We start from the raw sequence: 23,029 nt of genomic DNA on the forward strand, positions 1-23,029 counted from the left end.
TCTACTCACGCACCTTTCCCGCAAGGACCCATGACCCGGGCCGGCAATAGCGAATGTCCGCGGCCGGCCGGCCCAATTCCTGTTCCAGCATCTGTTCCACACGCATCTGGCAGTAGCCGCCCTGACAGCGTCCCATCATACAGCGTGTCCGGTATTTGACAGCCGTCATCGTATGTATATCCAGAGGATTATGAATCGCCTGCAGTATTTCCGCCTTGGTAACCTTTTCACAGCGGCAGATAATTTCACCGTAATCAGGGTTTTCCCGGATCAATGCATCCTGTTCCGCCGGCGTACGATCTGCAAAGCGCCGGATACCCTTCCGTACCGGATCAAAGGAGGTATTGGGCCGAAAGGCTTCCCGCTCCCGCATAAGTTCGACAACATATGCCGCAATGGGGACGGCCGAAGTCAATCCCGGTGATTCGATCCCTACCAAATTTACCGCATGGGGCGCCACATCATCACGAATTTCGATCTTGTAATCCTGGATCGTGCCGTTTTCATCGACCCATTTGGGAAGAATCCCGGAAAAATTACGAATCTGATCTTTTTTTTCAATATGCGGCCATAACCGCGACGCGCTTTCCTTCAAAAAATCCATATTCCCCTGCGGTACGCCATAATAGGAAAAATCCGTTACCGTCTCCGCATTCGGCCCGACAGTCACATTTCCATCGAGGGTGTTGGTAACATGAACGCCCATATACGTATTGCTCGGCACAGGGTATACCGGCATAGGCAGCAGCGCTCCCAGCTTTTTGTCCAGGATAATATAATCCCCTTTGGACCCAATCACGCGATACCCCGTTATACCAAGCATATCGGAAATCTCCTTACAGCCCAGCCCGGCCGCATTGATCACCCAGCGTGACGAAAAAACCTCCCGCGCCGTCTGCACATGATACCGATCCGCTGCATCCCGGAAGATTCCGGTCACGTTCCGGTTGAAAAAGAAATGCGCGCCGTTATGACAGGCATTTTCAGCCAATGCTACCGTAAAAAGAAACGGATCCATAATCCCGCTGTTATGAGACCACATGGCAAATTTCCCGACCACAGCCGGCACCAGCTCATGGAGCTTTTCCGTACCTATGATCTCCAAACCGGCTGCACCGTTGGCTTGGCCCTGCGCAATCGTCCGGTTCAGCTGCGCCATGTCCTCTTCTGTATTTCCCACAAGTACCTTACCGCATCGCTTAAACGGAAAATCCAGCTCATCGGCCAGATCCCCCATCATTCGATTGGCCTTGACGCAAAATTTGGCCTTCAGCGAACCCGTATCATACGCAAAGCCGCCATGCACGACGGCAGAGTTCCTCCCGCTCGTTTCGTTGCAAACATCTAAATTTTTTTCAAGAACTGCCACCTGCAGATCATACCGGGATAACTCCCTGGCAATGGCACTGCCGATGACACCGGCACCAATAATCAAGACATCATATTGTGTATCCATGTCTTTCTCCCTTCTGTTATTTTGTATTTTTATTTTATGTAATATATTTCATATTTTGAATTATATTACTATCTAATGTATGATGTCAACGCATGTATGAATTCTACTTTCGCAAATTAATTTTTCAAGCATGTATTTTGATTATATGATGGCGTAAAAAGACATAAAAAAAGTCGGATAAAATATCCGGCATTTTTTTATGTCTGAACTAGGGCGATCCCGCAACGGCAGCTTGAAAATACAGCCGCCGCCATTATACACTTAATATCTCAATTTTGGTAAAAAAAACAGCACCGTACTCCTTCTTGAAAAATCACGAACAAGGTCGTATAATACAAAAAAAGATAGTTGGGTGGCGCTACACCGGCCCTCCTCATAATAATATGTTTGAAGAAGGCCGTGTACCGCGAGTATGCGGTCTTTTTTCATGGGCAGATTTAGGATATTATCTTATCTGCCCATGAAAATAATCAATGCGACTAACGTTGCAAACGCTGCCATTAGTGATACCGACTCGTATACGCTCATAGGCTACCACCGACGGCTATGCCTAGTCCTTTAGGGCCCCCGTTCTGGAGGGAACCGGATAGACCAAACTATCTTTGTTTGCAAGTATAGTATAAAACAATGTAAAATGTATCTTTTATATTTTGTTTCTTCTCATGCAGTGACTCTTGAAAAATCACTGCCAATACCGTATAATACAAAAAGAGATAGTTCGGTGGCTGTACACCGGCTCTCCTCTTAAATTCAGTAATTTGAAGAAGGCCGTGTACCGCGGGTATGCGGTCTTTTTTCATGTACAGATTACGATGTTATCTTATCTGCGCACGGAAATGATTAACACTATTAACGTTGCAAACGCTACCATTAATGATAACGACTCGTATACGCTCATAGGCTACCCCTCCGTTCTGGAGGGAACCGGATACACCAAACTATCTCTCTGGTTGCAAGTATAACATAATTATAACGTGTAAGGCAATGTAACATATACAGTTTGTAATGCTATTCTTTCTCTTCGCAGCTCTTGAAAAATAATTGCCAATACCGTATAATACAAAAAGAGATAGTTCGGTGGTGGTACACCGGCTCTCCTCATAATAATAAGTTTGAAGAAGGCCGTGTACCGCTGGTATGCGGTCATTTTTCATGAGCGGATTAGAATATTATCTTATCTGCGCACGGAAATGATTAACACTACTAACGTTGCAAACGCTACCATTAGTGATAACGACTCGTATACGCTCATAGGCTACCACCGACGGCTATGCCTAGTCCTTTAGGGCCCCCGTTCTGGAGGGAACCGGATAGACCAAACTATCTCTTTGTTTGCAAGTATAACATACGAGAAAATGTAAAATATATATTTTGTAATCTTATTTGTAGCAAAATGACATGGCATAGTAAAAATCTCACTATGCCATGTCATTTTTTGCTTTCTATACCTAACCGTTTTTTCAACAAAAAGGGACCGATCTCCCGGTCCCTTTTGAGAAAATGATTCGGCCCTTGCAGAAATGAGGTAACGCAGGGCCTATATGATACGGCAGACATGCTGCGTATAGACAGCAGGCTGCCAGGTATCAGCAAGTAACCGGGTCGGGCGGTGTGGACTACCCATGTATGCGGACTGCTTTATGCCGGTTCTTGTTTGCGGGCGCCATGAATGGACGCCCCTACGCAGATACCGGGGACGGCGGTACGCTATGGGCATGATTCGGGTATTGTAATGCCCAACCGAGTACGGAAATCCCATTCATTGACAACGCGTAGAGGCTCGATTCATCAAGCCCGGCCCGGCCACACAGTGGCGACCCCGCGATTTGTTAACTAGAATTTGTATGTCATTTGGATTCTTGTATAGTCTCCCAGGCTGAAGTTTTCGCTGCCATAGAGGGTATCGCGCTTGCCGATGCCCTTGGCATCGAAGGTATAGAACGCTTCCAGGAGGATGTCTTTAGCCGGGACGTAGCCGCCGCCGACGGTGAAGCTCTTGATGCCGTCGAGGTAGCGGTCGGGGACGCCTTCCGTACCGTTGCCGCCGAAGAAGGAGCCGTGCTGGAAGTATTTATAGTCGGCGAAGGCATTCCAGCTGCCGGGCCGGTCCGTATCGGACTTGCCGATGTCGACGCGGGCTACCCAGAAGTGAGGCGTGCCGCCACTCGCTCTGCCGCCGAAGTCAAAGGTAGAGTTGCCCGCTTCATGATTTTCATAGATCGTATGGCCATTCATATAGCGGGCAAAGTCGGTGCGATTCTGGCCGTAGTCCAGGGAGACAGCGGCATTGTCGCCGCGAGCCGCTGCAAAGGAATGATTGTCGTCTCCCGTAGAGCGCAGATACCAAGCCATGACGCCGAAGTCCGGCGAGAAGGAGTGTTTCGCCTGGATGTAGGCGGCTCGTTCGATAGCCGGGATAGTGTCCTTTTGCAGGACCGTGCCGGTCACTTTAATGACGGCGCCGATAACCTTTCCTAATTCAACTCTAGGCAACGTACTTCTATCCTCTGTAAACATATTTAAATTACTAACCAAGGTGTCAAAGTAGCTAGCCGCCACACCCGAAACCAGAATAAATACGTCCTTACCATCTTCATCCTTATAGAATATCGAGCCGCTCTTTTCTCCCAGATTCCTGTCAATCAGGTCTGTATAGATATCTTCTTTTGATTCCACCAGTCCTTTAAACGTATACCCATTCTTTTCACACGCAGTTTTTGCACGTTCGGTAAGATTATCAACAATAATCGTTTCATTGGTCTCCCACCAATTCTTCAAATACGCGGCACCATCTCCCTGCAGCGGCGACCCGTTATTGTAGCTGATATTGCTCAATTGTTGACTCGCAGCATAGCTTATCCCAGTCGTATCGGTATATTCCTGCCCATCTTTCTCGTATACATATGAAACAACTGGTGTCTTAGGTCTATATTCTCCTGTCCAGTCATCTCTCACATAATCTCCGTATGCAGCATGGGACAAATCATACAGTTTTTTTACGACAGCAAGCTGTTCCGTTGGCGTCTTTGCTGCCTTCAATTGCTGGAAGAAATTGACATTTGAACCGGAATCAGATACGATCACTTCCTTCTTCGTACCGCTAATTTTTACCTCTAATCCTACAAACTCACTCAGCGTGGGATTCCGATAGAAGGTCTGCTTCGTCGCGTGGGTATAGGCAGAGTCGCTGATACCGGTACTGGAACTGAAATCACCGTAACCCAACCGCACCTGATTCTTGCCGCTGGTCCACACAGCCCGTCCGCCGTCGTATTCCTTGCCAAACCAGTACCCTGTGACGCCCATGGGTTCCGTAAGACGGCCCACGGAGAAATCCCATTTGTTGGCATGCTGGGTCACATCGATGGTATCGAGGCGCTGATGATTCAGACCTTTGGAGTCACTGACGTCGTGCTTCGTATCGACACCGCTCATGCCGGCAGCGCTGCCCAGAACAGTGACATTCGTATTGTCGCCAATGCGGGCGTCAAATCCGAGGCGCAAACGCTGTTCAAAGCCGTGGCCCTTTTGATCGAGCATATTTTTCGCTGCATCGCCTACATGCGTCGTCGTCGTCACCGTAGCCACCGGCTTGTCTGTCCCGCCGTGGACATTCCAGCGCGCCTGATAATCACCGATCAGCTCCACGCCGGGCTTCTTGTTCACCTCAAAGGGCGCCGTAATAAAGGTATCTCGCTGTACGTTCTTTTCTACAACCACACTTCCTGCAACGGCATTCGTTACAACCGCCTTTTTATCTTCCTGTTTCTTCGTGCCATTATAGCCAACCTTCATATTCACACCGAATTTATAGACCCGTTCCTGCAAAGCCCGGTCATCATCATGGTGATTGAACAGGTTGTCGACACCGAAGTACACGAGAGAATCCTTACTCATCTTTTTTTGTACAATGACATTCCAGATACCAAAGGTCTTTTTTTCATAGGTCTGCTTACCATTTTCAGCAAAAAAATATTTAATGATCGATTTATTCTTATCATCCGGATCTATGCTAGATATCATGTAGTTGCCATTGCCGGCAATAGAATTGCTGTCGAGCATATTGATATAATAATCGCCCCAAAGAGAACCGCTCCAGCCGCTCTGTATATCGTCATAGGAGATGCCGATGTCGATCTTATGCTGGGGCTTATCTAACAACTGGCGCGGCATATCAGGATCACTCTTGTTGATGGCATGGAGCCAGGCATAACCCAACTTTGCCTTCCAGTGACTGCCTAATTTCTGTTCCACCGAGGCTTGAAAGCCCGTGATTTCCGCCTTGCCGATGTTCTTGAAGCTATAGATCATATCCGGTGCGGAAGCGAATTTCATGGAGCCCAGGGGCGTATCTTCCGTCAATCCGGGAGAAAAATCCATCAAGCTGCCGGTAAAATAGGTTGTCATATAGTTACGGATGCGATTGTAAAATATCCCGGCCCGCGCATAGGTATTCGCATTTTCTCCTTCAATGGAAAGGTCCATATTGACCGATTCTTCCGGCTTCAAATCAGGATTACCTGCCCAATACCACCCCAGTTTGGAAATACCTAGCATGACCGGATTGCCGCCATACATTTCCCAGTTATAATAGAGCTCGCCCATACCTGGCTCTGTATAGCCTGTACCGAAGTTCGCTTTTAAACGGCGATGGACATTGCCGCCGAGATTATGAGTCATGCCCATATTGGCACTGATATTGGATCCGAACAGACTGCTGTGATCAAAGCGGATGATCGGAGATAAAATAGTATTGGCATTAATCTGCCATGTATCTTGTACAAAAAAATTTTCCTTGCGGATAGACGCCCGTCCCACGGCTTGGCGGTTATTGCGGCGCAGATACTCTTCCTGGAAGGTCTGACCATTAAATTTAAGATTTCCCTGGCGGTAATAGTTATCCGCTAAAAACCGTGTTTGCAGATTATTAATCGGGTCATACACAATGCCTGATTCAGCCGCCAGCTGCTTGGAAAAATCATCATATTTCTTTTTTTCTTCAGGCGGCAACATAACATACCCCGATCCCACATTTTTATTTTGTAAATAATAGCTGTAAGATTCATAGGTAAAAGCCGGTGCCTGCGTCTTGGCATCATGGCGATCATAGCCATACCATTCATAGTCCTGATCATACCGGGGAGCGCCGTTTTCCCATTCCATCTTATAATCATGAATGGTAGAGCTGGGGACGCCTGTATTCAGATCTACCTGTAAACTTTTGTCATAATCCCAGGGATCAATGGAACGAGTGTACGTGTCAGGGGCATTTTTGATCCGGCTGCCGCTCCCTTCTTCATAGGAATAGCCACCGCCATAGGTCAGCATGTGCTGATCATTGACCTGTGTATTTGCGGTCGCCTTGAAATCATATTGCCGGTGGTCGATATCATCCAGATAATTCAAGATGTTTTTTCCTTCATAAATAGAAGTATTATAGTCACTGGTCAGCCCGATATCGTTTTCCTTCAAGCGGGCATAGCTCATTTCTACTTTCCAATCCGTATTTCCCTGATTATTCCCGGTCCAAGCCAGATTATACGAGTTGCGGTCAGCAGTGCGACGGAATTTCTGTACTGGTTCCATTGGTGAGTTAGAATGTTTGATATCCCGTTTTAAATCTTCCGTATAGTGATCGGCCTTGAAATCAAGAGTGTTGTGATCGTCAATATCATAACTCCCGGAAATACCGATGTTATCAGCCGTTCCATAATACCGCAAAGCATTATCAAAATTATGAGGATGATCTAAAAATATACTCCCGACTGACACATCTTTAAAATTTTTCGAAAAAACAGGCATAATATCCCGCTTACTGCCATAGGCCATGAGCCTCAATTTCCCCATTTGTCCGGAATCAGCCCGGAGAAAGACGTTCTGATAGGGGAAGACGTCGCTGTTGCCCTTGACGCGGAGTCCTTCTACATTGGCCTCGATTCCGGCGGTTTTCGCCGGCTTGCGGGTAATGATGTTGATGACACCGCCAATGGCGTCGGAACCGTATTTCGCCGACGCCGCCCCCTGGATGATCTCGATGCGCTCCACGTTTTCCGTACCCTGGCGCAGGAGCTCATCGGCTGCGCCGTAGTATTTGGCAAAGTCCCCCATGACGGCCTGGCCGTCCACGAGGATCAGGGTGTGCCGCGGTTCGGCGCCGCGGATGGACACGCCAACACGGCCCATCGCGTCTACGGTCCGCGATACGCCTGTTTCACTGAATATGACATCCTCTACGGATTTGGCTTGCTTCTTGACGATATCCTCCCGGGTAATGATGGTCGTCTGCTGGGATTCGAGCTTGGCTTCTTCTTTTGCCCGGTCCGCTTCCACGACGACATCCCGTGTCGTTACAAAATTATTGCCCCCCCCCCCCACTGGACTTTCTGCCGCCATGACGGGAGCCGTCAGCCACAGTGCGATGGCCCAGGACAGGCCGGCATACCAGGCACGTTGAGGCATTCTTGCTGCTGTATAGTTCATAAGGCATCTCCATTTCCACATAGTATCTATTTTCGATACCAGTAATCATTTTCTGTTTGCCATTATATCAAATACAGCCCAATCCTTCTACTCCATTCGGACATAAAAATGATCCGTTTGGACATTTTTTCAAAATAGCACAGAGAGAATATACTTTTTATGCTGTTTTTTGTCTGTTTTGAGAAGATGGATTTTTATGATTTCTGCATTTTGGGTGCTCTGCGTAAGAACGGGCGCCTATGGGTCCCTGCATCATATGCCGGCGAAGGTGTTCATGCGCCTGACAAATGAGTTGTCTTGCAGAAATAGTCATAATAGGTTTCTCCTTTAAAACAAAATACGTTACATTAAAATAAAATGAAAATCAGATTAGAATACGATTGAAATACCCGGTATAACAGAAAACACCCCAGACCCATGGGTCCAAGGCATTTTCTGCGTACGGTATACGTATCATATGTATTCCGGCGTTTCAACTTGACGTGTCATGATCCGCCTATCTTTCAACGATACCAGATCACCGCCGGCCGTGGCTTTATCCAGGCCGTCTTTGGAATGCTGTGCGGTACAAGCCGTGTATCTGATTCGAGATATCTGCATCAATATGTATCTTTGAGTTTGTCTACGGCTCTGACGGCCAATTCGGACATGTACCCGGCTGCCGGATACAGCGCTGCCGGATCTACTTGAAATTTAGGGTTGTGATTGGGATAGGAATGACCGGTGCCGACATAGACAAAAAAACCTTTCACTTTTTCATAGTAAAACGCAAAGTCTTCGCCGCCTAAAGAAGGGGCCATCGCCGCCAGCCCAAATTGCTGCTCTGCGGCAACCTTTTTGGCGAATTCTCCCCAATCCGCATCATTGTCGAGCGCCGGCGGACCGGGTGTCCACCGCACCTCCGCCGAGACGCCGTAGGTCTGCGCCACGGTTTGAGCCATATCCGTAAGCCGCTGTTTGATACGGACCCGTTTGCCGGCTGTCATGGTCCGTGTCGTCCCTTCCAGAAAAGCCGATTCGGGAATAACATTCCAGTTGTTCCCGCCGGCAATGTGGGTAACGCTGATGAGATTGGCCGCGAAGGGATCCATATTGCGGCTGACGACGGTCTGGACGGCACCGACAAAGGCAGCGGCAGCTACAATGGGATCTATGCCTTTTTCCGGGTGAGCCGCATGGGTTCCCTTGCCATGGAAGGTGACCGCAAAGGCGTCCACGGCGGCCATGACAGGGCCATAGGCAAAGCCCAGGGTCCCGACATCCAGCAAGGGCGTGCAATGCAGGCCGAAAATCGTATCCATATCATCAATGATCCCCGTCTGGACTATCTTCAGCGCCCCGCTCGGTCCTTCTTCGGCAGGCTGAAAAATAAGCCGGATCGTACCGTGGATATCTTGTTCCCGCTGCTGCAAAAGGAACGCTGTCCCCAGGATCGTGGCAATATGGAAATCATGACCGCAGGCATGCATACAGCCCGGGTGTTCAGAGCGGTATGGAAGCTCCGTTTCTTCCGTGACAGGCAGGGCGTCAATATCACACCGCACGCCAACAAAGGGCGGCTGTCCCGTACCGATTTCAGCTACCAGACCCGTTTCCAGGGGCAGCTTCAGTATGCGGATTCCGGCAGCCTCCAGATTTTCCCTGATATGCCTTGTCGTTTCAAATTCATGAAAGGATAGTTCCGGATGCTTATGAAACCAGTAAAACTCATTAATCATTTTTTCCTGAATGATATTTTTTTCCAATCACTTGTCCTTCTCTCTGTGCGGCTTTTTCCGTCATGCCAACAGGCAGGCAGCGACAGGCCGTTTGTATTCCTATTGAGGCTACTTCAATAGTTGACCATATGGTACACTGTCCCCGCCGCCGGGTCAAGCATTGCAAGGTGAAAAAAGTCTAAAATATACATGATTCGTTATTTTTTTGTATTTTTATATTTATTTTTTATTATTTTTCCTATCTTCCCATATTTTTGATATACTTATCATATAGATACTATTCTCGTGCAGCATTGCTGCAATCGTAAAACCGGGTGACATTCTATGACGACAGAAAAACGTATTTTCTACTCTATTTGCCTGATCAGCTTCATCGGGCCGTTTCTTTCCACCTCCCTTACCATCGCTATGCCGATTATGGCCGGCGAATTTGCCGTCCCGCCGGATCAGATGAGCTGGGTCGTGACGGCTTTTCTCATTACAACGGCAGCTGCCTTGCTGCCCTTGGGCAAGGTATCCGATATTCACGGGCGGCGCCGGACCTATGCCGCTGCCCTGACCGGCTTTGGCATCAGTGCGGCAGCGGCGGCCCTGACGCCGTCTCTGGCCATCCTCATAGGGCTGAATATGCTGCAGGGCATTTTCCTGGCCGCTATCTATGTATCTTATATGCCCCTGCTGCTGGCTACTACAGACGAATCCCGTCAGGGACGCGTACTGGGTGTCGCTGTATCCATGACGTATCTGGGCATGTCGCTGGGACCCGTCATCGGCGGCATTATCACTCAATTCATCGGCTGGCGTTTTATCTTCGGCCTGTCTGCAGGCGGCATTGCCATAAGTTATGCGCTGATACGCCCGGTCCGGCAGGAATGGTACGCCCACGGCTCACCGTTTGTCAACATTGTCAGTTCTGCACTATCCACTGCCGGCATCGTGCTGTTTCTCTGCGGCTTGTCTTTGTATGCCGAAAATCATCTGCTGCTGTGGCTCGGACTGCTTTTCCTGGTCTTATTTTTATTCCATGAAAGCCGTTCTTATCATCCGCTGCTGCCTTTGTATATTTTCCGCAACCTTACGTTTACCATGTCCAATCTGGCTTCATTGATCCAATATAGCGCGACCTACGCCGTTTCATTTCTTTTATCCTTATATTTACAGATCATTGCAGGGCTGCCGCCTGCTACCTCCGGCTTGATTCTGCTGGCTCAGCCGGTAATCATGGCGGTCTTGTCACCCAAAGCCGGCGAATTGTCTGACCGCTACGGCCCCCGCTACATCGCATCTGCCGGCCTGGCTCTGACGACGGCAGGCCTGACCTGCTTTGCTTTGCAGCCTCGCTTATCCATTCCGGCAGCGGTCTTTTTTCTGCTGCTGATCGGCCTCGGCGCCGCATTATTCGGCGCCCCCAATAACAGCGCTATCATGAGTTCCGTTAAGCCGGCCTATCACGGCACGGCCGCCAGCATGCTGGCGCTGGCCCGCAATCTGGGACAGGCCGTCAGTATGGCTGCCGTCACCTTGATTCTGACGCAGCATACCCTCACGATCACGCCATATGAGGAGGCCGTCCATTCCGCTTTGCAGGTATCTTTCAGTCTTCTTGCCATACTGTGTTTTCTGGCTGTTTTTGCTTCTTTAGTACGAGGCAGAGCCTAGCGGCACCGGCTGCGTTTTACCAGGCTGTACCCATTTTATCGGAGATCGTATATAATAGATATATGTATTGCTTATTTTTTCTGATACAAGGAGGATATTCATATGAAAAAACAACTCGTCATCGGTGCTGTTATCGCTTCTCTTGCCGGTCTGGGCGGTACGGCGGCAACACAGGCCTTTGATTTCGGATCGATTTTAAAGGTAGGCGGTGTCACCGTTCTGGTCAATCAGTACGGCGATCAAATCAACACTTTTTTAAATAATCTGCTCATGAAAAACGGCGTAGGAACAGACTACGCTACAAAAGTCGTACCTGTCCTCAGCGTCGGCACCGGCAAATATATCGGCGCCGTTCAGGTTGTCGGCCCGACAGAACAGGTAGAAAAGGTCAAAGCCGTAGGCCAGCTGGAGGGCGGCTTCAATAACATTGCCCGGGCCAAGGCGCTCATTCCGCTGGCTACGACGGATGTAACCAATCTCAGCCGTGTACAGGGCGTCGGTGTTTCAGCTATTATTGATCTGAAATTCTGATCGAGACCGACGCTGCTTTTATTCTAATCCACAGCCCATCAGGCGGATCTCCTTCCTATCTCCCGAAGCGCATGCCCGGGAAGGAAGGGGATCTTTTATTACCTATTCCCTAATTGCTGGTGACGTGGTAGAATAATACCAACTTTTACAGAGGAGGCAATTTTTTTGAAAATATACCAATCCATTACACCTGACATTATCAACGCATTAAAAGCGATTACCGGCCCGTCCTTCGTAAAGACCGATAAAGATATGCTGCTTCAATATCAGACAGATTATGAAACGAATCCCGCCATGTTCCATCTTCCCGAGGCGGCGGTCATTCCGGCTAATGCGGGGGAAATCGCAGAAATCATAAAGCTTGCCAACAAATACGATTTCCCCATTACGGTCCGCGGCGGCGGCACCAGCCTAGCCGACGGCGCCATCCCGGTATGCGGCGGCCTGGTGCTGTCCATGGAGCGGCTCAATAAGATTCTCGAGCTCAACGAAGACGGCATGTATATGACCGTGGAAGCCGGCGTTCGTACCGTCGATCTGCAGACAGCCGCCCGAAAAGCCGGTCTGCTCTATGCCGGCGATCCATCCAGCGCCGAAAGCTGTCTTATCGGCGGCAATCTGGCAACTAATGCTGGCGGACTCAAGGCCGTCCGCTATGGCGTGACGCGCAATCAGGTCTATTCGCTGGAGGTCGTCACGCCGACCGGCGACATCGTTCAGTGCGGCGGCACGCTGAAAAAATGCTCTACCGGCTACAGTTTGGAGCAGCTGATAATCGGCAGTGAAGGCACGCTGGGCATTATTACCAAGGTAACGGTCAAGCTGATCCCGCTGGCGCCATACCGTTTTGATGTATTGGCCGTATACACAGATCCCCAAAAGGCCTTATATATGGTGCCGAAATTATTGAAGGCCGGCGTAGATCCGACCAGCGTGGAATATATGGATAATTCCTACGTTCGTGACACAGCGGATTATTGCCATTATACAGATATGCCGCATTATGAAGACGGTATATATGTCATTATCACCGTCGAAACATTCCGTGAAGATGAGCTGGACGCCAAAATGGAATCGGTTTGCTCGATTTGTGAGGATTCCGGCGCTGTGGACGTGCTGGAAGCCGACGCCCGTATCTGGAATATGCGCCGCAATGTCCAAACGTCGTGTGAAATGATCAGCAAAGTATTTCTGACAGATGACGTCGTCGTGCCGGTCCATAAAATCGCCCCAACGATTGAGCATATCATGAAAATCGGCGAAAGCTATCCTTTCCAGGTCAAAATCAACGCGCACATCGGCGACGGCAATCTGCATATCGTATTGTGCAAAATGGATATGGATGATGCTACATGGGATAAAAATGTCGAAGAATTTCATCAGCAGGTCTACCACTATGCCTACAGCGTCGGCGGCCGTCTGGCAGGCGAACATGGCATCGGCGCCAAGAAGTTGAAATACATGGAGGAATTTACACCATCCGGCGAACTACTGATCATGAAAACAATCAAACGCGCCATGGATCCTCAATTAATTCTCAACCCGGGCAAGCTGATCGACGCATGATTTTCTTGTTCTTTCCGGCAGCGGTGATATTTTCCGGTATTGCATATTGACATAATTCCCAAGCCATGATAAGATACATCTTAACTGAATACTGATTTCATCAAGAGCAGTCGAGGGAATGGCCTTATGACACTGCGGCAACCCCCATACGGGATAGGTGCTACGTCCAGCGGAAAAATCCGGCAGATGAACATATGTAAAATCAAGCCGTCACCCGTTGACGGCTTTTCTTTTTATTACTTTACGGCCCGTTTTTTCGTATTCAGCTACTTCATTATTATTGCATTCACATATGCTACCAGAAGGGATTGATTGATTCATGCATTCATCTATTAAAAAGCTGCTCGCTGCAGCTCTTATTACCACAACCTGCCTTTTCGCTGCCGGCTGCGGCAGTACCGGCAGCGACGGCGGACAGGACAAAAAGGAAGTTAAGGTAGGCGTAACGGCAGGGCCTCATGCGGAAGTCATGGAGGAAGTCGCTAAGGAAGCTGCCAAACAGGGGCTTACCATCAAGGTGGTCGAATTCAATGATTATGTACAGCCTAACAAGGCGCTTGCCGAAAAGGATCTGGATATGAATTCCATGCAGCATCAGCCCTATCTGGACAACGTCATCAAAAAGGAAGGCTTGAAGCTGGTGTCCATCGGCAAAACGATCATTCTTCCTATGGCCGTCTATTCTCATAAATATAAAAATATCAATGACGTGACTCCGGGGAGCAAGGTCACTATCCCCAATGATCCCACCAATGGAGCCCGGGCGCTTTTATTGCTGCAGCAGGCCGGTCTGATCAAATTGAAAAATGGCACGTCCGTCGACGCATCGGTTCCTGATATTACAGAAAACCCGAAAAACCTGCAATTCATCGAATTGGATGCCGCCCAGATTCCCCGTTCCCTTGATGATACGGATCTGGCCTGCGTCAATACCAATTATGCCATTCCGGCCGGCTTGAATCCGCAGAAGGATTCGCTCATCGTCGAAGATAAGAATTCCCCGTACGCGAATGTCATGGTCGTCCGGGAAGAAGATAAGGACAACCCGACTTATAAAAAGGTGCTCGAAATTTACCAGTCTGAACCCGTCAAAAAATTCATTCAGGATCATTTCCAGGGAACGATTCTGCCCGCATTTTAAGACCGGCAGGTATACAAAAAGTCCCGTATCACCAGGCCAGCAGCCCAGGTGGTACGGGACTTTACTTTATTATTCCATTTCCATTGTCTTTTCGACTACAATATCTATGATTTCGGCTTTGGTACTCCTGGTGTTCAGGATCTTCTCATATTTCTTCATCACACCGGCACCGGCCAACCCACCGGCAATCATACCGGCAAAGGCCGTAAGCTCCGGCCGGTACCCTTGTGTACTTCCCAGCCAATAGCCGGCAATACCGCCGATGATGACCAGCAGCAGCGGTACACCAAAACAGACGATGCCGCCAACCGCCATATATTGATCCGGTATGGTAAATTTCACATATTGTCCCTTACAGGCACATGCCGTATTGACTGCATCGATGAGGGCATTATCCTGTCCCATGCTGGCACTGCAGGGCGTGTATAAATTATTGCGGTTCATCCGCACTTTGGCAAACCCGTTTTCATCAGTTGATTCTACAATACCTGTCCCCGTTCTCATATCCGCATCTCCTCACATCATACGTATTTTTCAGCTTATTATACTGCACTTTGGCCGCAATAGATAGGCGCAGATTTTTTTTCATTTATTTTTCTTTTTTTATGGTTTTGTTGAGGAAAAAAACATGTTTTTCTGCTATACTGAGGATATAGCAGCGTGCGCAGTGTCTTTTATGTCACTCACATACTGCTTAGTATAACATAACATCATGCTATAGAAAAGGAGCGATATATATGGCAGCTATTACTATTACAAAAGAAAATTTCCAATCTGAAGTATTGGAATCGAAAAAAACAGTTATTATCGATTTTTGGGCAGCATGGTGCGGTCCGTGCCAAATGCTTTCTCCGGTAGTCGATGAAATCGCCGCTGAAAATCCGGACATCAAGGTCGGTAAGGTCAACGTAGACGATCAAGTCGATCTGGCAAAAGAATTTCATATTCTCAGCATTCCTACGTTGGGCATATTCAAAAACGGCCAGCTGATTCACCGTTCTACAGGCGTACAGCCTAAGGAATCGATTCTCGCGTTACTAAAATAGGAAGGAAGGCCGCATTATATGTATACGTACAAACCGGAAGGGGTTTGTTCCAAGCAAATCAATTTTGATATCGACGGCGGCGTCATCAAAAACGTCAGCTTTGTCGGCGGTTGCTCCGGCAATCTGCAGGGCATCAGCCGGCTCGTCGAAGGAATGAAGGTGGCAGATGCCATCGACCGTCTGACCGGCATCTGCTGCGGCGCCAAGGACACATCCTGCCCGGATCAGTTTGCCCACGCACTGCGGAAGACTGCTTCTATTATCGGCGGCTGATCGAAAATCCGCCAAAACATACCACTGTATTATAAAAGAGACGCATTTCAGAATTGCGTCTCTTTTGGTATTCCCCCGGCCTGAACAGCCGTGATTATTTAGCTGTCATCATTCGTGCCGTCGCTTCCGCAACGACGGTGCCATCTTCCTTTGTAACGGATCCTTCCGTAATATACAGCCGGCCCCGGTGCTGTACTATTCTTCCTTCTACTTTGAGTGTCTCGCCAATACGGGCCGCTTTACGAAAACGAACATCTATTTTGGCGGTATATGCCGGTATTCCCGTCGTTTTAAATATATAATCCCCCATCACTTCATCCAGAAGCGTACTGATCAAGCCGCCATGCATACGATCCGCATAGCTTTGATGTTCTCGCCGCGGCGTAAAATAAGCCACACAGGACTGGCCGGTAATCGTCATTTTCAGCTTCAGCCCGATCGGATTATCCGTGCCGCAGGCAAAACACCATGTATCACGATTTGCAGCATCTGTTTGTTTCAGATCCATACTGCTCAACTCCTTTCTGTTCCGTGCTGCCGTTATTATATATCAAATCGTGACAATGGTCTATTACCTCTTTCTTTTTTTTTGAAAATTTATATCAAATATATTGACAATGTTTATCATCATTGGTATAGTAATACCATAAACGATCAAAGGAACGGAGGATGAAAATGGACGTTGATACGCTTTTAGTAAATCATTGTTCGCCTACGTTAGCAGGGTTGAAGATGGGTACGCTCCTTTGTCTTCCCCATGAGGTTCCCTGGCAGGAACATTTTCATATTTTTGATATATATAATCAAAAATATAATAAAAAGGGACTTCATTTTCTCATTTTATTTCGCTGTCCACAACGCACGTTGTTGTATGTATATAGACCGGCTATGGTTGAAATCTATTTGCGCAAAAAAGAAATTTCTTCTTTTTTGCAGTCGTATGGATATCAATCAGGAAGTACCTTGACGGCCATGCTGAACCATTTATCAAGACGGTTTTACGAAGGCGGCTGTTTCCCTCATGAATCCGGGATTTTTCTCGGCTATCCCTTAGAAGATGTATGTGGCTTCATTACCAATCAGGGAAATCATGCCAAGCTTTGCGGTGACTGGAAGGTATATGGTGATGCGCTTGAGGCCTCCCTTATATTCAAAAAATTTAACTGCTGCCGGCAGGATTACATGAACCGACTTGCTGTTGGGACAACATTAGAATCGCTCATTGTAGCATAAGGAGGAAGTTCATTATGGTAGAAATCGTATATTGGAGTGGCACAGGCAATACAGAAGCAATGGCTCAGGAAATCGAAGCCGCTGTCAAAGCAGCCGGTGCTGATGTCGAATCTGTTCGCTTTGAAGATACAAGTGCAGATGCAGTAGCATCCAAAGATGTTATTTTGCTGGGCTGCCCAGCTATGGGTTCCGAAGAACTGGAAGAAACAATCGTTGAACCGTTCTTCGCTGAATTGCTCCCGAAATTAAGCGGCAAAAAGGTCGGCTTATTTGGCTCATACGGCTGGGGTACCGGTGAATGGATGGACGTCTGGAAACAGCGTACAGAAGATTCCGGCGCATCGGTAATCGGTACGGCAATTGTCAATGAAACACCGAGCAATGCGGAAGAATGCGTTACCCTTGGAAAAGCAGCCGCTCAGGCTTAATGGCAGCTCGTCTTTTTCAATGATTTCAAATTATATTATCAGTTCGTTTATACCTCTCTCTAAAAACACAAAAAACCAACAGAGATTCCAGTAGGAATCTCTGTTGGTTTTTATTTGCACAAGCTGCTGTCCGGCTATGGCATTCCTGACCTCACATGTGGTAAAATAAACAGATATATCTATTCTCATACGACTACGAAGGCGGGCGTCACGACAGCCTGCCGCAGCGGCGCATTACATAGCAGGAGGCTTCATATGAATATTCCTTTTTTCAGCTCGCGGCAGCATGCTGCCGCAAAGCCTGCCATACCGGCAGAAAAAACGTTTTTCAATTCTCCTTTTACAGGTGAGCTGCATCCTATTACAGAGGTGCCCGATGAGGCTTTTGCCAGCAAGGTCACAGGGGATGGTTTCTTTGTATATCCCACAGATCACATCGTCTATGCGCCGGCAGACGGCAGCGTAACCTTTGTGTTTGATACTCGTCATGCCATCGGCATGATTACTGACAGCGGGACGGAATACCTGCTTCATATCGGCATTGATACGGTCAAACTGAACGGCAACGGATTTCGGGTGCTTGTCAGGGACGGCCAAAAAGTCAAAAAAGGAGATACGCTGATGGAATTCGACAGCACGCTGATCAAACAACATGCGCCTTCTGATGCCTGCCTGTGTATTTTCACATCGCTCCAAAACGGGCAGGAGATCCATCTTGCAACCAGCGGCATAGTCAATGCCATGGATCCGGCAGTCTGGTTTTAACCTACACCCGTATATAACAAGCCCGTCATAACAACTATTGTTATGACGGGCTTGTTATATACGGGCCGGATAATAATTGACAATCATGAATTTCAAGCAGGTATTGGCATCATTAATATACGTATGCCTGATCGTCGAGTCAAAGGTCAGGGCGTCCCCCTGCCGCAGCAGATATGCGCCTGCATCAGTCCGCAAAAGCAGTTCCCCTTCTATAATATAAACATATTCCTGAGATTTTTCGGAATGACCGATAGACGCATTGGAAGTGCCGCCGTCCAGTTCCGCATAGAATAATTCAAAATTACGAACCGGCGTACTTTTAAAATAACAGTATATCCGGTAATGACCCATTTCTCCAGATTGCCTGACAGTCTTTTCCCTCCGCACTACGGTCATATCTGTTTCTATTTCTGCCATTAGCTGCGTATAGGTAACATTGAGACCCTTGGCTATTTTCCACAGGGTATTAATTGTCGGGTTGCTGTTTCCCTTTTCTATTTCCGACAGCATTGCCTTGCTGATTCCCGATATTTTGGATAATTGTCCCTGCGTCAGGTTACGGTCCGTCCGCAGCCGCTTGAGATTCATTGCGATGATTTTACCTAAATCCATACTGCACCTCCTTGACAGATAAAACAAACGATCGTAAAATATATTTAACAGTTTCTGATATATTGAACAATCATTTATTATATTATAAATCATCTGTTGTCATCTTGGAAGTATTGCAGGAGGAATAGCTACATGAAAGAAAAAGCATTTGAAGCCGCTCTGCCATATACGCTGCCCATTTGCATCGGCTTTTTATTCATCGGCATGTCCTATGGCTTTTTTATGAGCAGTAAGGGATTTTCTGTTATATATCCCTTGCTGATGAGCTTCTTTATTTTTGCCGGCTCGATGGAGTTTGTAACGGTTACGCTGCTGTTGTCTGCATTTCACCCGCTTCACGCCTTTATTCTGACACTGATGGTCAACGCCCGTCATTTATTTTACGGCATTTCTATGCTGGATATATAAAGGGCACGGCTGGAAGACACCTTACCTGATTTATGGTATGTGTGACGAATCGTTTTCAATCAACTGCACAATACTGCCGCCTCCTGATGTCGACAGAGGCTGGTTTATGTTTTTCGTGACCCTCCTCAATCACATCTACTGGGTCGCCGGTGCCACTCTCGGCGGACTGCTGGGACAGGTCATTCATTTCGATACGACCGGTATTGAGTTCGTCATGACCGCCCTGTTCGTGGTCATCTTTACGGATCAATGGAAGCACACGGGCAATCACCGTCCGGCGCTTACGGGGCTGGGCTGCTCCTTGCTTTGTCTGCTGCTTTTCGGAAGTCAGAATTTTATCATACCGGCCATGGGACTGATTATTTTATGCTTTACCATGGACCGCAGGGCATATCATACCGGGGAGGCTTTGCCATGACTATAACGGAGAGTATACTGACGGTACTGACGGTTGTCTTCGGCACTATGCTGACACGGTTTCTGCCATTTCTCATTTTTTCCAAAATCAAAACACCGCCATATATTACGTATTTAGGGACAGTTCTCCCATATGCCGTTATCGGGCTGCTGATCGTATACTGCCTGAAGGATTCCGCCTACAGTTCCCTGCACAGTCTCCCAGAGGGTATTGCCATCCTTTTTATCGTCCTTCTTCATACATGGAAAAAAAGCACGCTGCTGAGCATTGGCGGCGGCACTATTTTTTATATGTTTCTGGTTCAGGTGATCTTCAGATAAACAGCCGGCCTGTATTTTACCGCAGTGACACAGTATCCGATTACGTTTTTACGATGCTGTGCCGCTATTTTTTTCTGCTGTTCTCCTTACAAAGATATATAGGTTTTACCCGCTTCCTTGTGGTATAATATAATTCATGAATATTGCAGAAAATGCTTTTTTGAAGGGAGTTATGTATATGAAAGCAGTATTCGTCGATTTTGAAATGAATCCCATTGGGCGGCATCAAAAGGAAGCCCGCCGCATCTGCAAGGGTGAAATTATCGAAATCGGCGCGGTGAAACTAAATGAAGACGGAGAGGAAATCTCTTCATATAAAGAATATGTCCTGCCGGAGTACATGACAGAAATGAATGCTACCTGCCAGGAGCTGACGGGCATCACGATGGAAATGCTGGCAAAGTCATCCCATTTCGGACAGGCTTTCCACCATTTTCTCGCTTGGTGCAACGAAGCCGCAGATAATGATTATGAAATGTACGCTTGGAGTGAAAACGACTGGCGCCAGCTAACCTGCGAAATGCGCCTGAAAAAACTGGATATGCATGACGAGAAAATCCGCTGGATGCTTGACCATTGGCAGAATTTTCAGCAGATATACTGCAATCTGCTGGGCCTGGATAAGGTAATTTCTCTGGACAAGGCCGTCAGCACACTGGGTGAAACCTTTGACGGCCAGATGCACGACGCCTTGTGGGATGCCCGCAATACGTCCAAGCTTTATTTCTTATCCAAAAAACGAGAAGAGTTCCACAGTATTATGCAGCCTATCATTGACGCCACGAAACCGGCGGAACCACTGACATTTTCTCTGGCCGATGCGTTCCGGGCCGCTCATAAAAATGGCTGATCCCAAGGCCGCACACTGCCAGACAGAACAGAGAGAAGGATGATCCTTGGAATCCACAGGAACTCGAATCATATTCATTTTTTTTGATATCCTTCTGCCCCTTATCGCAGGATATATTCTGAAACAGAAGAATGGACTGACGTCTCAGCAGTGCAATTTTCTGATCCGGTTCAATATTATCGTCATTATGACTATATTAACGCTTCTCAGCTTTTGGATACTGCCGCTGCGTTCAGAGCTTCTTATGCTGCCTTTTTTTTCGTTTTTCAATGCCTTTCTCCCCTGGGCAATTGTGATTGCCTGCGGTCTTTACAAACGCTTTCAGACAGCGACAGACCGGGGCAGCTATATTATCGCTGCCATTCCTTCTAATGTCGGCGCGCTCGGCGGCTTGTGCGGCTATATTCTGTACGGGGAGATTTCCTTTGCCTACGTTCAGATGGTCGGTATATTCCAAAACCTGGTTATGCTGTTTATCCTTTTTCCCATGGGGTATTATTATCAGCATCTGGGAGAGGCCGGCAGGTCTCCGAATGTTTCTATTCACTGGAAGGATGTATTCATCAATTGGAATCAGCTTTCCATCGTGGGGATTGCCGGCGGCATGCTGCTATATGCCGCCCAAATTCCCAGACCGCCTGTCTTGGGAACCGTTTTTCAGGCTCTGGTACATATCAGCGCCTGGGCAGCGCTGCTGCCTATCGGCTACCTCATCGAATTCTCCAATTTGAAACAGTATTACCGGACTACGCTGAATCTGATTCCCATCAAGCTTCTCATTACTCCCATTGCCTCATATATGCTGGCTTCTTTTTTCACCTCTGACCCGGTCCTGCTGGGAACGCTGATTATCGTTATGTCCACGCCATGTGCCATCAACGCACTGATCACCGAACGATTGTATGGCTTGAATGTAAATTTGGCAATGGCGCCTTTTATCACGACGACGATCGTATATATACTGATTTTATATCCGGCCTTTTACTTGCTTGTTACGCTGGGCTGGCTGCCCTTCAAATAACACAAGGAGCGGCCATAGGATGTACCGGCGCGGTGCATCCTATGGCCGCTTTTTCCATACCATATCAGATTTGCTGCAGCCGCTTATATATAGGCAGCTTCTGCAGATGCCGCAAGGTAAAAACAGAGGTAATGCCAATGAGAATACCTGTTCCGGCACCGGCAACAGAAAGAATCGGCAAATACAGCATGATTTTGATATTTTCAACCACCATGCTGGCCACCACAAGCTGGCCGAAATTATGAAAAATGCCACCGGCAGCACTGACTCCGATCAAGCTGAACCGACCGGTCCGCTGCAGCAGCGTCATGGACAACAGGCTGAAAAGGGCCCCGGAAACACTGTATAAAAGAGCATTAATACCGCCGGCAAAGGCCGTCGACAGCAGAATACGCAGAAATAGAATCAAGCATACGTCCCGTTTTCTTGGCAGAGCATACAGGGCGATGACCGTAATCAGATTGGCCAGCCCGAGCTTGGCTCCCGGTGCGATAAAGGGAACGGGAATAAATCCTTCAACAACATACAGTACGAGCGACTGGGCTACAAACAGCCCTAATATGATAATCCGAAATGTTTTGTTCATGCTACAACCTCTAGTGTGCGGGAATAACGTCCGGCTCTGCGGAATCATTTGAACGGACCTCAATCATGACCTTATGGGGAAGGCAGACCGCCATTTCCCCGGGCTTGGAAATAAAACCTTCGCTAATACATATTTTATCAGGGCAGTCCGCCTCGGTAATGCCGATCTCCTGATCACGGACAACAACCCGGTTATATCCTTCCTTGGTTTGTATTACAAAGGTATCTGTGCCCCGATGTTCCGACAGGGGAATGGTCTTATACGTTTCACCGTTGACCTGAACAACGGCATAGGTGCTGCCTGTATTCATCTGTCGGCCCGTTGCCATAAATATGCCTTCTGGTATGAGAGACAGCAGCAGCAGTACTGCAATAAGTCCTATATCCCATTTTTTTCTCATGACGCGCATACTTCGTCTCCTTACAAATATAAACTGACACGATCTGCTCTGAGCAGAGCAGATCGTGACGTTTTCCTCAAAAAAAGCCGTCTTGAAGCTGCTATGTAAAAACTACCCC

General features: G+C 47.9%; 23 protein-coding genes, 1 pseudogene and 1 riboswitch. Of the genes and pseudogenes, 13 read left to right on the plus strand and 11 right to left on the minus strand.

Going from position 1 to position 23,029, the window contains the following annotated elements; translation table 11 throughout:
- Position 1: 1 nt before the first annotated feature.
- The 6 genes from AB840_RS00860 to AB840_RS00870 all read right to left on the minus strand — a co-directional run bounded on the left by AB840_RS00860 (position 2) and on the right by AB840_RS00870 (position 9,681).
- Positions 2-1,456: an NAD(P)/FAD-dependent oxidoreductase gene (locus AB840_RS00860; RefSeq protein WP_048512934.1), complete on the minus strand. Its 1,455-nt coding sequence runs from the start codon at positions 1,454-1,456 to the stop codon at positions 2-4.
- An 820-nt stretch (positions 1,457-2,276) separates the two neighbouring features.
- Entirely contained in the window at positions 2,277-2,354 is a 78-nt protein-coding gene (locus AB840_RS18200; RefSeq protein WP_354523426.1) for a putative holin-like toxin, read from the minus strand.
- A gap of 276 nt (positions 2,355-2,630) precedes the next feature.
- Complete coding sequence (locus AB840_RS18205; protein WP_407657334.1) at positions 2,631-2,708, minus strand: putative holin-like toxin; 78 nt, start codon at positions 2,706-2,708, stop codon at positions 2,631-2,633.
- A 581-nt stretch (positions 2,709-3,289) separates the two neighbouring features.
- Complete coding sequence (locus tag AB840_RS00865) at positions 3,290-7,936, minus strand: TonB-dependent receptor plug domain-containing protein (protein ID WP_236684541.1); 4,647 nt, start codon at positions 7,934-7,936, stop codon at positions 3,290-3,292.
- 453 nt (positions 7,937-8,389) lie between these two features.
- A complete protein-coding gene (locus tag AB840_RS17010) occupies positions 8,390-8,536 on the minus strand; it encodes a hypothetical protein (protein WP_159445790.1) in 147 nt (48 codons plus the stop codon).
- Positions 8,536-9,681 (minus strand): amidohydrolase, encoded by a 1,146-nt coding sequence (locus AB840_RS00870; protein ID WP_234984858.1) that lies wholly within the window; start codon positions 9,679-9,681, stop codon positions 8,536-8,538. Before AB840_RS00870 ends, AB840_RS17010 begins: the two co-directional genes overlap by 1 nt.
- 297 nt (positions 9,682-9,978) lie before the next feature.
- Between AB840_RS00870 and AB840_RS00875 the strand changes: the two genes are divergently transcribed.
- From AB840_RS00875 to AB840_RS00895, 4 genes are all read left to right on the plus strand, one after another.
- Entirely contained in the window at positions 9,979-11,313 is a 1,335-nt protein-coding gene (locus AB840_RS00875) for an MFS transporter (RefSeq protein WP_048512936.1), read from the plus strand.
- A 102-nt stretch (positions 11,314-11,415) separates the two neighbouring features.
- The gene (locus AB840_RS00880; RefSeq protein WP_048512937.1) at positions 11,416-11,844 is read left to right on the plus strand and encodes a hypothetical protein; all 429 of its coding nucleotides are present in this window, start codon (positions 11,416-11,418) and stop codon (positions 11,842-11,844) included.
- Between the two features lie 165 nt (positions 11,845-12,009).
- Positions 12,010-13,410, plus strand: coding sequence for an FAD-binding oxidoreductase (locus AB840_RS00885; protein ID WP_048512938.1), 1,401 nt, complete (start codon positions 12,010-12,012; stop codon positions 13,408-13,410).
- 94 nt (positions 13,411-13,504) lie between these two features.
- Positions 13,505-13,603, plus strand: a riboswitch (SAM riboswitch).
- Between the two features lie 126 nt (positions 13,604-13,729).
- Complete coding sequence (locus AB840_RS00895) at positions 13,730-14,551, plus strand: MetQ/NlpA family ABC transporter substrate-binding protein (protein WP_048512940.1); 822 nt, start codon at positions 13,730-13,732, stop codon at positions 14,549-14,551.
- Between the two features lie 69 nt (positions 14,552-14,620).
- Here AB840_RS00895 and AB840_RS00900 read toward each other — a convergent pair whose 3' ends face one another.
- A complete protein-coding gene (locus AB840_RS00900) occupies positions 14,621-15,055 on the minus strand; it encodes a SoxR reducing system RseC family protein (RefSeq protein WP_048512941.1) in 435 nt (144 codons plus the stop codon).
- Between the two features lie 233 nt (positions 15,056-15,288).
- Between AB840_RS00900 and trxA the strand changes: the two genes are divergently transcribed.
- Together trxA and AB840_RS00910 are read left to right on the plus strand one after the other, a co-directional pair.
- Positions 15,289-15,597: a thioredoxin gene (gene trxA, locus AB840_RS00905; protein ID WP_048512942.1), complete on the plus strand. Its 309-nt coding sequence runs from the start codon at positions 15,289-15,291 to the stop codon at positions 15,595-15,597.
- A gap of 18 nt (positions 15,598-15,615) precedes the next feature.
- On the plus strand, positions 15,616-15,870 hold the full coding sequence (locus AB840_RS00910) for a TIGR03905 family TSCPD domain-containing protein (protein WP_048512943.1): 255 nt from the start codon (positions 15,616-15,618) through the stop codon (positions 15,868-15,870).
- 94 nt (positions 15,871-15,964) lie between these two features.
- On the opposite strand, the gene AB840_RS00915 is transcribed toward AB840_RS00910, so the two are convergent.
- Positions 15,965-16,378, minus strand: coding sequence for a PaaI family thioesterase (locus AB840_RS00915; protein ID WP_048512944.1), 414 nt, complete (start codon positions 16,376-16,378; stop codon positions 15,965-15,967).
- A 167-nt stretch (positions 16,379-16,545) separates the two neighbouring features.
- On the opposite strand from AB840_RS00915, the gene AB840_RS00920 reads away from it, so the two are divergent.
- The 3 genes from AB840_RS00920 to AB840_RS00930 all read left to right on the plus strand — a co-directional run bounded on the left by AB840_RS00920 (position 16,546) and on the right by AB840_RS00930 (position 18,296).
- A complete protein-coding gene (locus AB840_RS00920) occupies positions 16,546-17,103 on the plus strand; it encodes a DUF3793 family protein (RefSeq protein ID WP_048512945.1) in 558 nt (185 codons plus the stop codon).
- A 14-nt stretch (positions 17,104-17,117) separates the two neighbouring features.
- Positions 17,118-17,531, plus strand: a complete 414-nt coding sequence (locus tag AB840_RS00925; RefSeq protein WP_048512946.1) for a flavodoxin — start codon at positions 17,118-17,120, stop codon at positions 17,529-17,531.
- Between the two features lie 255 nt (positions 17,532-17,786).
- On the plus strand, positions 17,787-18,296 hold the full coding sequence (locus tag AB840_RS00930) for a PTS sugar transporter subunit IIA (protein WP_078791690.1): 510 nt from the start codon (positions 17,787-17,789) through the stop codon (positions 18,294-18,296).
- A 54-nt stretch (positions 18,297-18,350) separates the two neighbouring features.
- On the opposite strand, the gene AB840_RS00935 is transcribed toward AB840_RS00930, so the two are convergent.
- Positions 18,351-18,908 (minus strand): helix-turn-helix domain-containing protein, encoded by a 558-nt coding sequence (locus AB840_RS00935; RefSeq protein ID WP_048512947.1) that lies wholly within the window; start codon positions 18,906-18,908, stop codon positions 18,351-18,353.
- A 222-nt stretch (positions 18,909-19,130) separates the two neighbouring features.
- Here AB840_RS00935 and AB840_RS00940 point away from each other — a divergent pair.
- The 4 genes and pseudogenes from AB840_RS00940 (at position 19,131) to AB840_RS00955 (ending at position 21,925) form a co-directional block, all read left to right on the plus strand.
- Positions 19,131-19,734: pseudogene (locus tag AB840_RS00940) on the plus strand (AzlC family ABC transporter permease).
- The gene (locus AB840_RS00945) at positions 19,731-20,054 is read left to right on the plus strand and encodes a branched-chain amino acid transporter permease (protein ID WP_048512948.1); all 324 of its coding nucleotides are present in this window, start codon (positions 19,731-19,733) and stop codon (positions 20,052-20,054) included. Before AB840_RS00940 ends, AB840_RS00945 begins: the two are co-directional and overlap by 4 nt.
- 178 nt (positions 20,055-20,232) lie before the next feature.
- Entirely contained in the window at positions 20,233-20,904 is a 672-nt protein-coding gene (locus AB840_RS00950; protein ID WP_048512949.1) for a 3'-5' exonuclease, read from the plus strand.
- 46 nt (positions 20,905-20,950) lie between these two features.
- Complete coding sequence (locus tag AB840_RS00955) at positions 20,951-21,925, plus strand: AEC family transporter (RefSeq protein WP_048512950.1); 975 nt, start codon at positions 20,951-20,953, stop codon at positions 21,923-21,925.
- A 64-nt stretch (positions 21,926-21,989) separates the two neighbouring features.
- Here AB840_RS00955 and AB840_RS00960 read toward each other — a convergent pair whose 3' ends face one another.
- Together AB840_RS00960 and AB840_RS00965 are read right to left on the minus strand one after the other, a co-directional pair.
- Positions 21,990-22,511: a Gx transporter family protein gene (locus AB840_RS00960; RefSeq protein WP_048512951.1), complete on the minus strand. Its 522-nt coding sequence runs from the start codon at positions 22,509-22,511 to the stop codon at positions 21,990-21,992.
- 10 nt (positions 22,512-22,521) lie between these two features.
- Positions 22,522-22,920: a NusG domain II-containing protein gene (locus tag AB840_RS00965; RefSeq protein WP_078791689.1), complete on the minus strand. Its 399-nt coding sequence runs from the start codon at positions 22,918-22,920 to the stop codon at positions 22,522-22,524.
- Between the last annotated feature and the right edge of the window lie 109 nt (positions 22,921-23,029).

The sequence above is a fragment of the Megasphaera cerevisiae DSM 20462 genome (assembly GCF_001045675.1).
Lineage (GTDB): Bacteria > Bacillota > Negativicutes > Veillonellales > Megasphaeraceae > Megasphaera > Megasphaera cerevisiae.

Bases quoted from the DNA above. Each gene is read 5' to 3' on its own strand.
- AB840_RS00875 (WP_048512936.1), top strand. From the start codon at position 9,979: ATGACGACAGAAAAACGTATTTTCTACTCTATTTGCCTGATCAGCTTC.
- AB840_RS00920 (WP_048512945.1), top strand. From the start codon at position 16,546: ATGGACGTTGATACGCTTTTAGTAAATCATTGTTCGCCTACGTTAGCA.
- trxA (WP_048512942.1), top strand. From the start codon at position 15,289: ATGGCAGCTATTACTATTACAAAAGAAAATTTCCAATCTGAAGTATTG.
- AB840_RS18205 (WP_407657334.1), bottom strand. From the start codon at position 2,708: ATGAGCGTATACGAGTCGTTATCACTAATGGTAGCGTTTGCAACGTTA.
- AB840_RS00880 (WP_048512937.1), top strand. From the start codon at position 11,416: ATGAAAAAACAACTCGTCATCGGTGCTGTTATCGCTTCTCTTGCCGGT.
- AB840_RS00950 (WP_048512949.1), top strand. From the start codon at position 20,233: ATGAAAGCAGTATTCGTCGATTTTGAAATGAATCCCATTGGGCGGCAT.
- AB840_RS18200 (WP_354523426.1), bottom strand. From the start codon at position 2,354: ATGAGCGTATACGAGTCGTTATCATTAATGGTAGCGTTTGCAACGTTA.
- AB840_RS00895 (WP_048512940.1), top strand. From the start codon at position 13,730: ATGCATTCATCTATTAAAAAGCTGCTCGCTGCAGCTCTTATTACCACA.
- AB840_RS00910 (WP_048512943.1), top strand. From the start codon at position 15,616: ATGTATACGTACAAACCGGAAGGGGTTTGTTCCAAGCAAATCAATTTT.
- AB840_RS00925 (WP_048512946.1), top strand. From the start codon at position 17,118: ATGGTAGAAATCGTATATTGGAGTGGCACAGGCAATACAGAAGCAATG.
- AB840_RS00960 (WP_048512951.1), bottom strand. From the start codon at position 22,511: ATGAACAAAACATTTCGGATTATCATATTAGGGCTGTTTGTAGCCCAG.
- AB840_RS17010 (WP_159445790.1), bottom strand. From the start codon at position 8,536: ATGCAGATATCTCGAATCAGATACACGGCTTGTACCGCACAGCATTCC.
- AB840_RS00900 (WP_048512941.1), bottom strand. From the start codon at position 15,055: ATGAGAACGGGGACAGGTATTGTAGAATCAACTGATGAAAACGGGTTT.
- AB840_RS00935 (WP_048512947.1), bottom strand. From the start codon at position 18,908: ATGGATTTAGGTAAAATCATCGCAATGAATCTCAAGCGGCTGCGGACG.
- AB840_RS00860 (WP_048512934.1), bottom strand. From the start codon at position 1,456: ATGGATACACAATATGATGTCTTGATTATTGGTGCCGGTGTCATCGGC.
- AB840_RS00865 (WP_236684541.1), bottom strand. From the start codon at position 7,936: ATGAACTATACAGCAGCAAGAATGCCTCAACGTGCCTGGTATGCCGGC.
- AB840_RS00915 (WP_048512944.1), bottom strand. From the start codon at position 16,378: ATGGATCTGAAACAAACAGATGCTGCAAATCGTGATACATGGTGTTTT.
- AB840_RS00965 (WP_078791689.1), bottom strand. From the start codon at position 22,920: ATGCGCGTCATGAGAAAAAAATGGGATATAGGACTTATTGCAGTACTG.
- AB840_RS00930 (WP_078791690.1), top strand. From the start codon at position 17,787: ATGAATATTCCTTTTTTCAGCTCGCGGCAGCATGCTGCCGCAAAGCCT.
- AB840_RS00945 (WP_048512948.1), top strand. From the start codon at position 19,731: ATGACTATAACGGAGAGTATACTGACGGTACTGACGGTTGTCTTCGGC.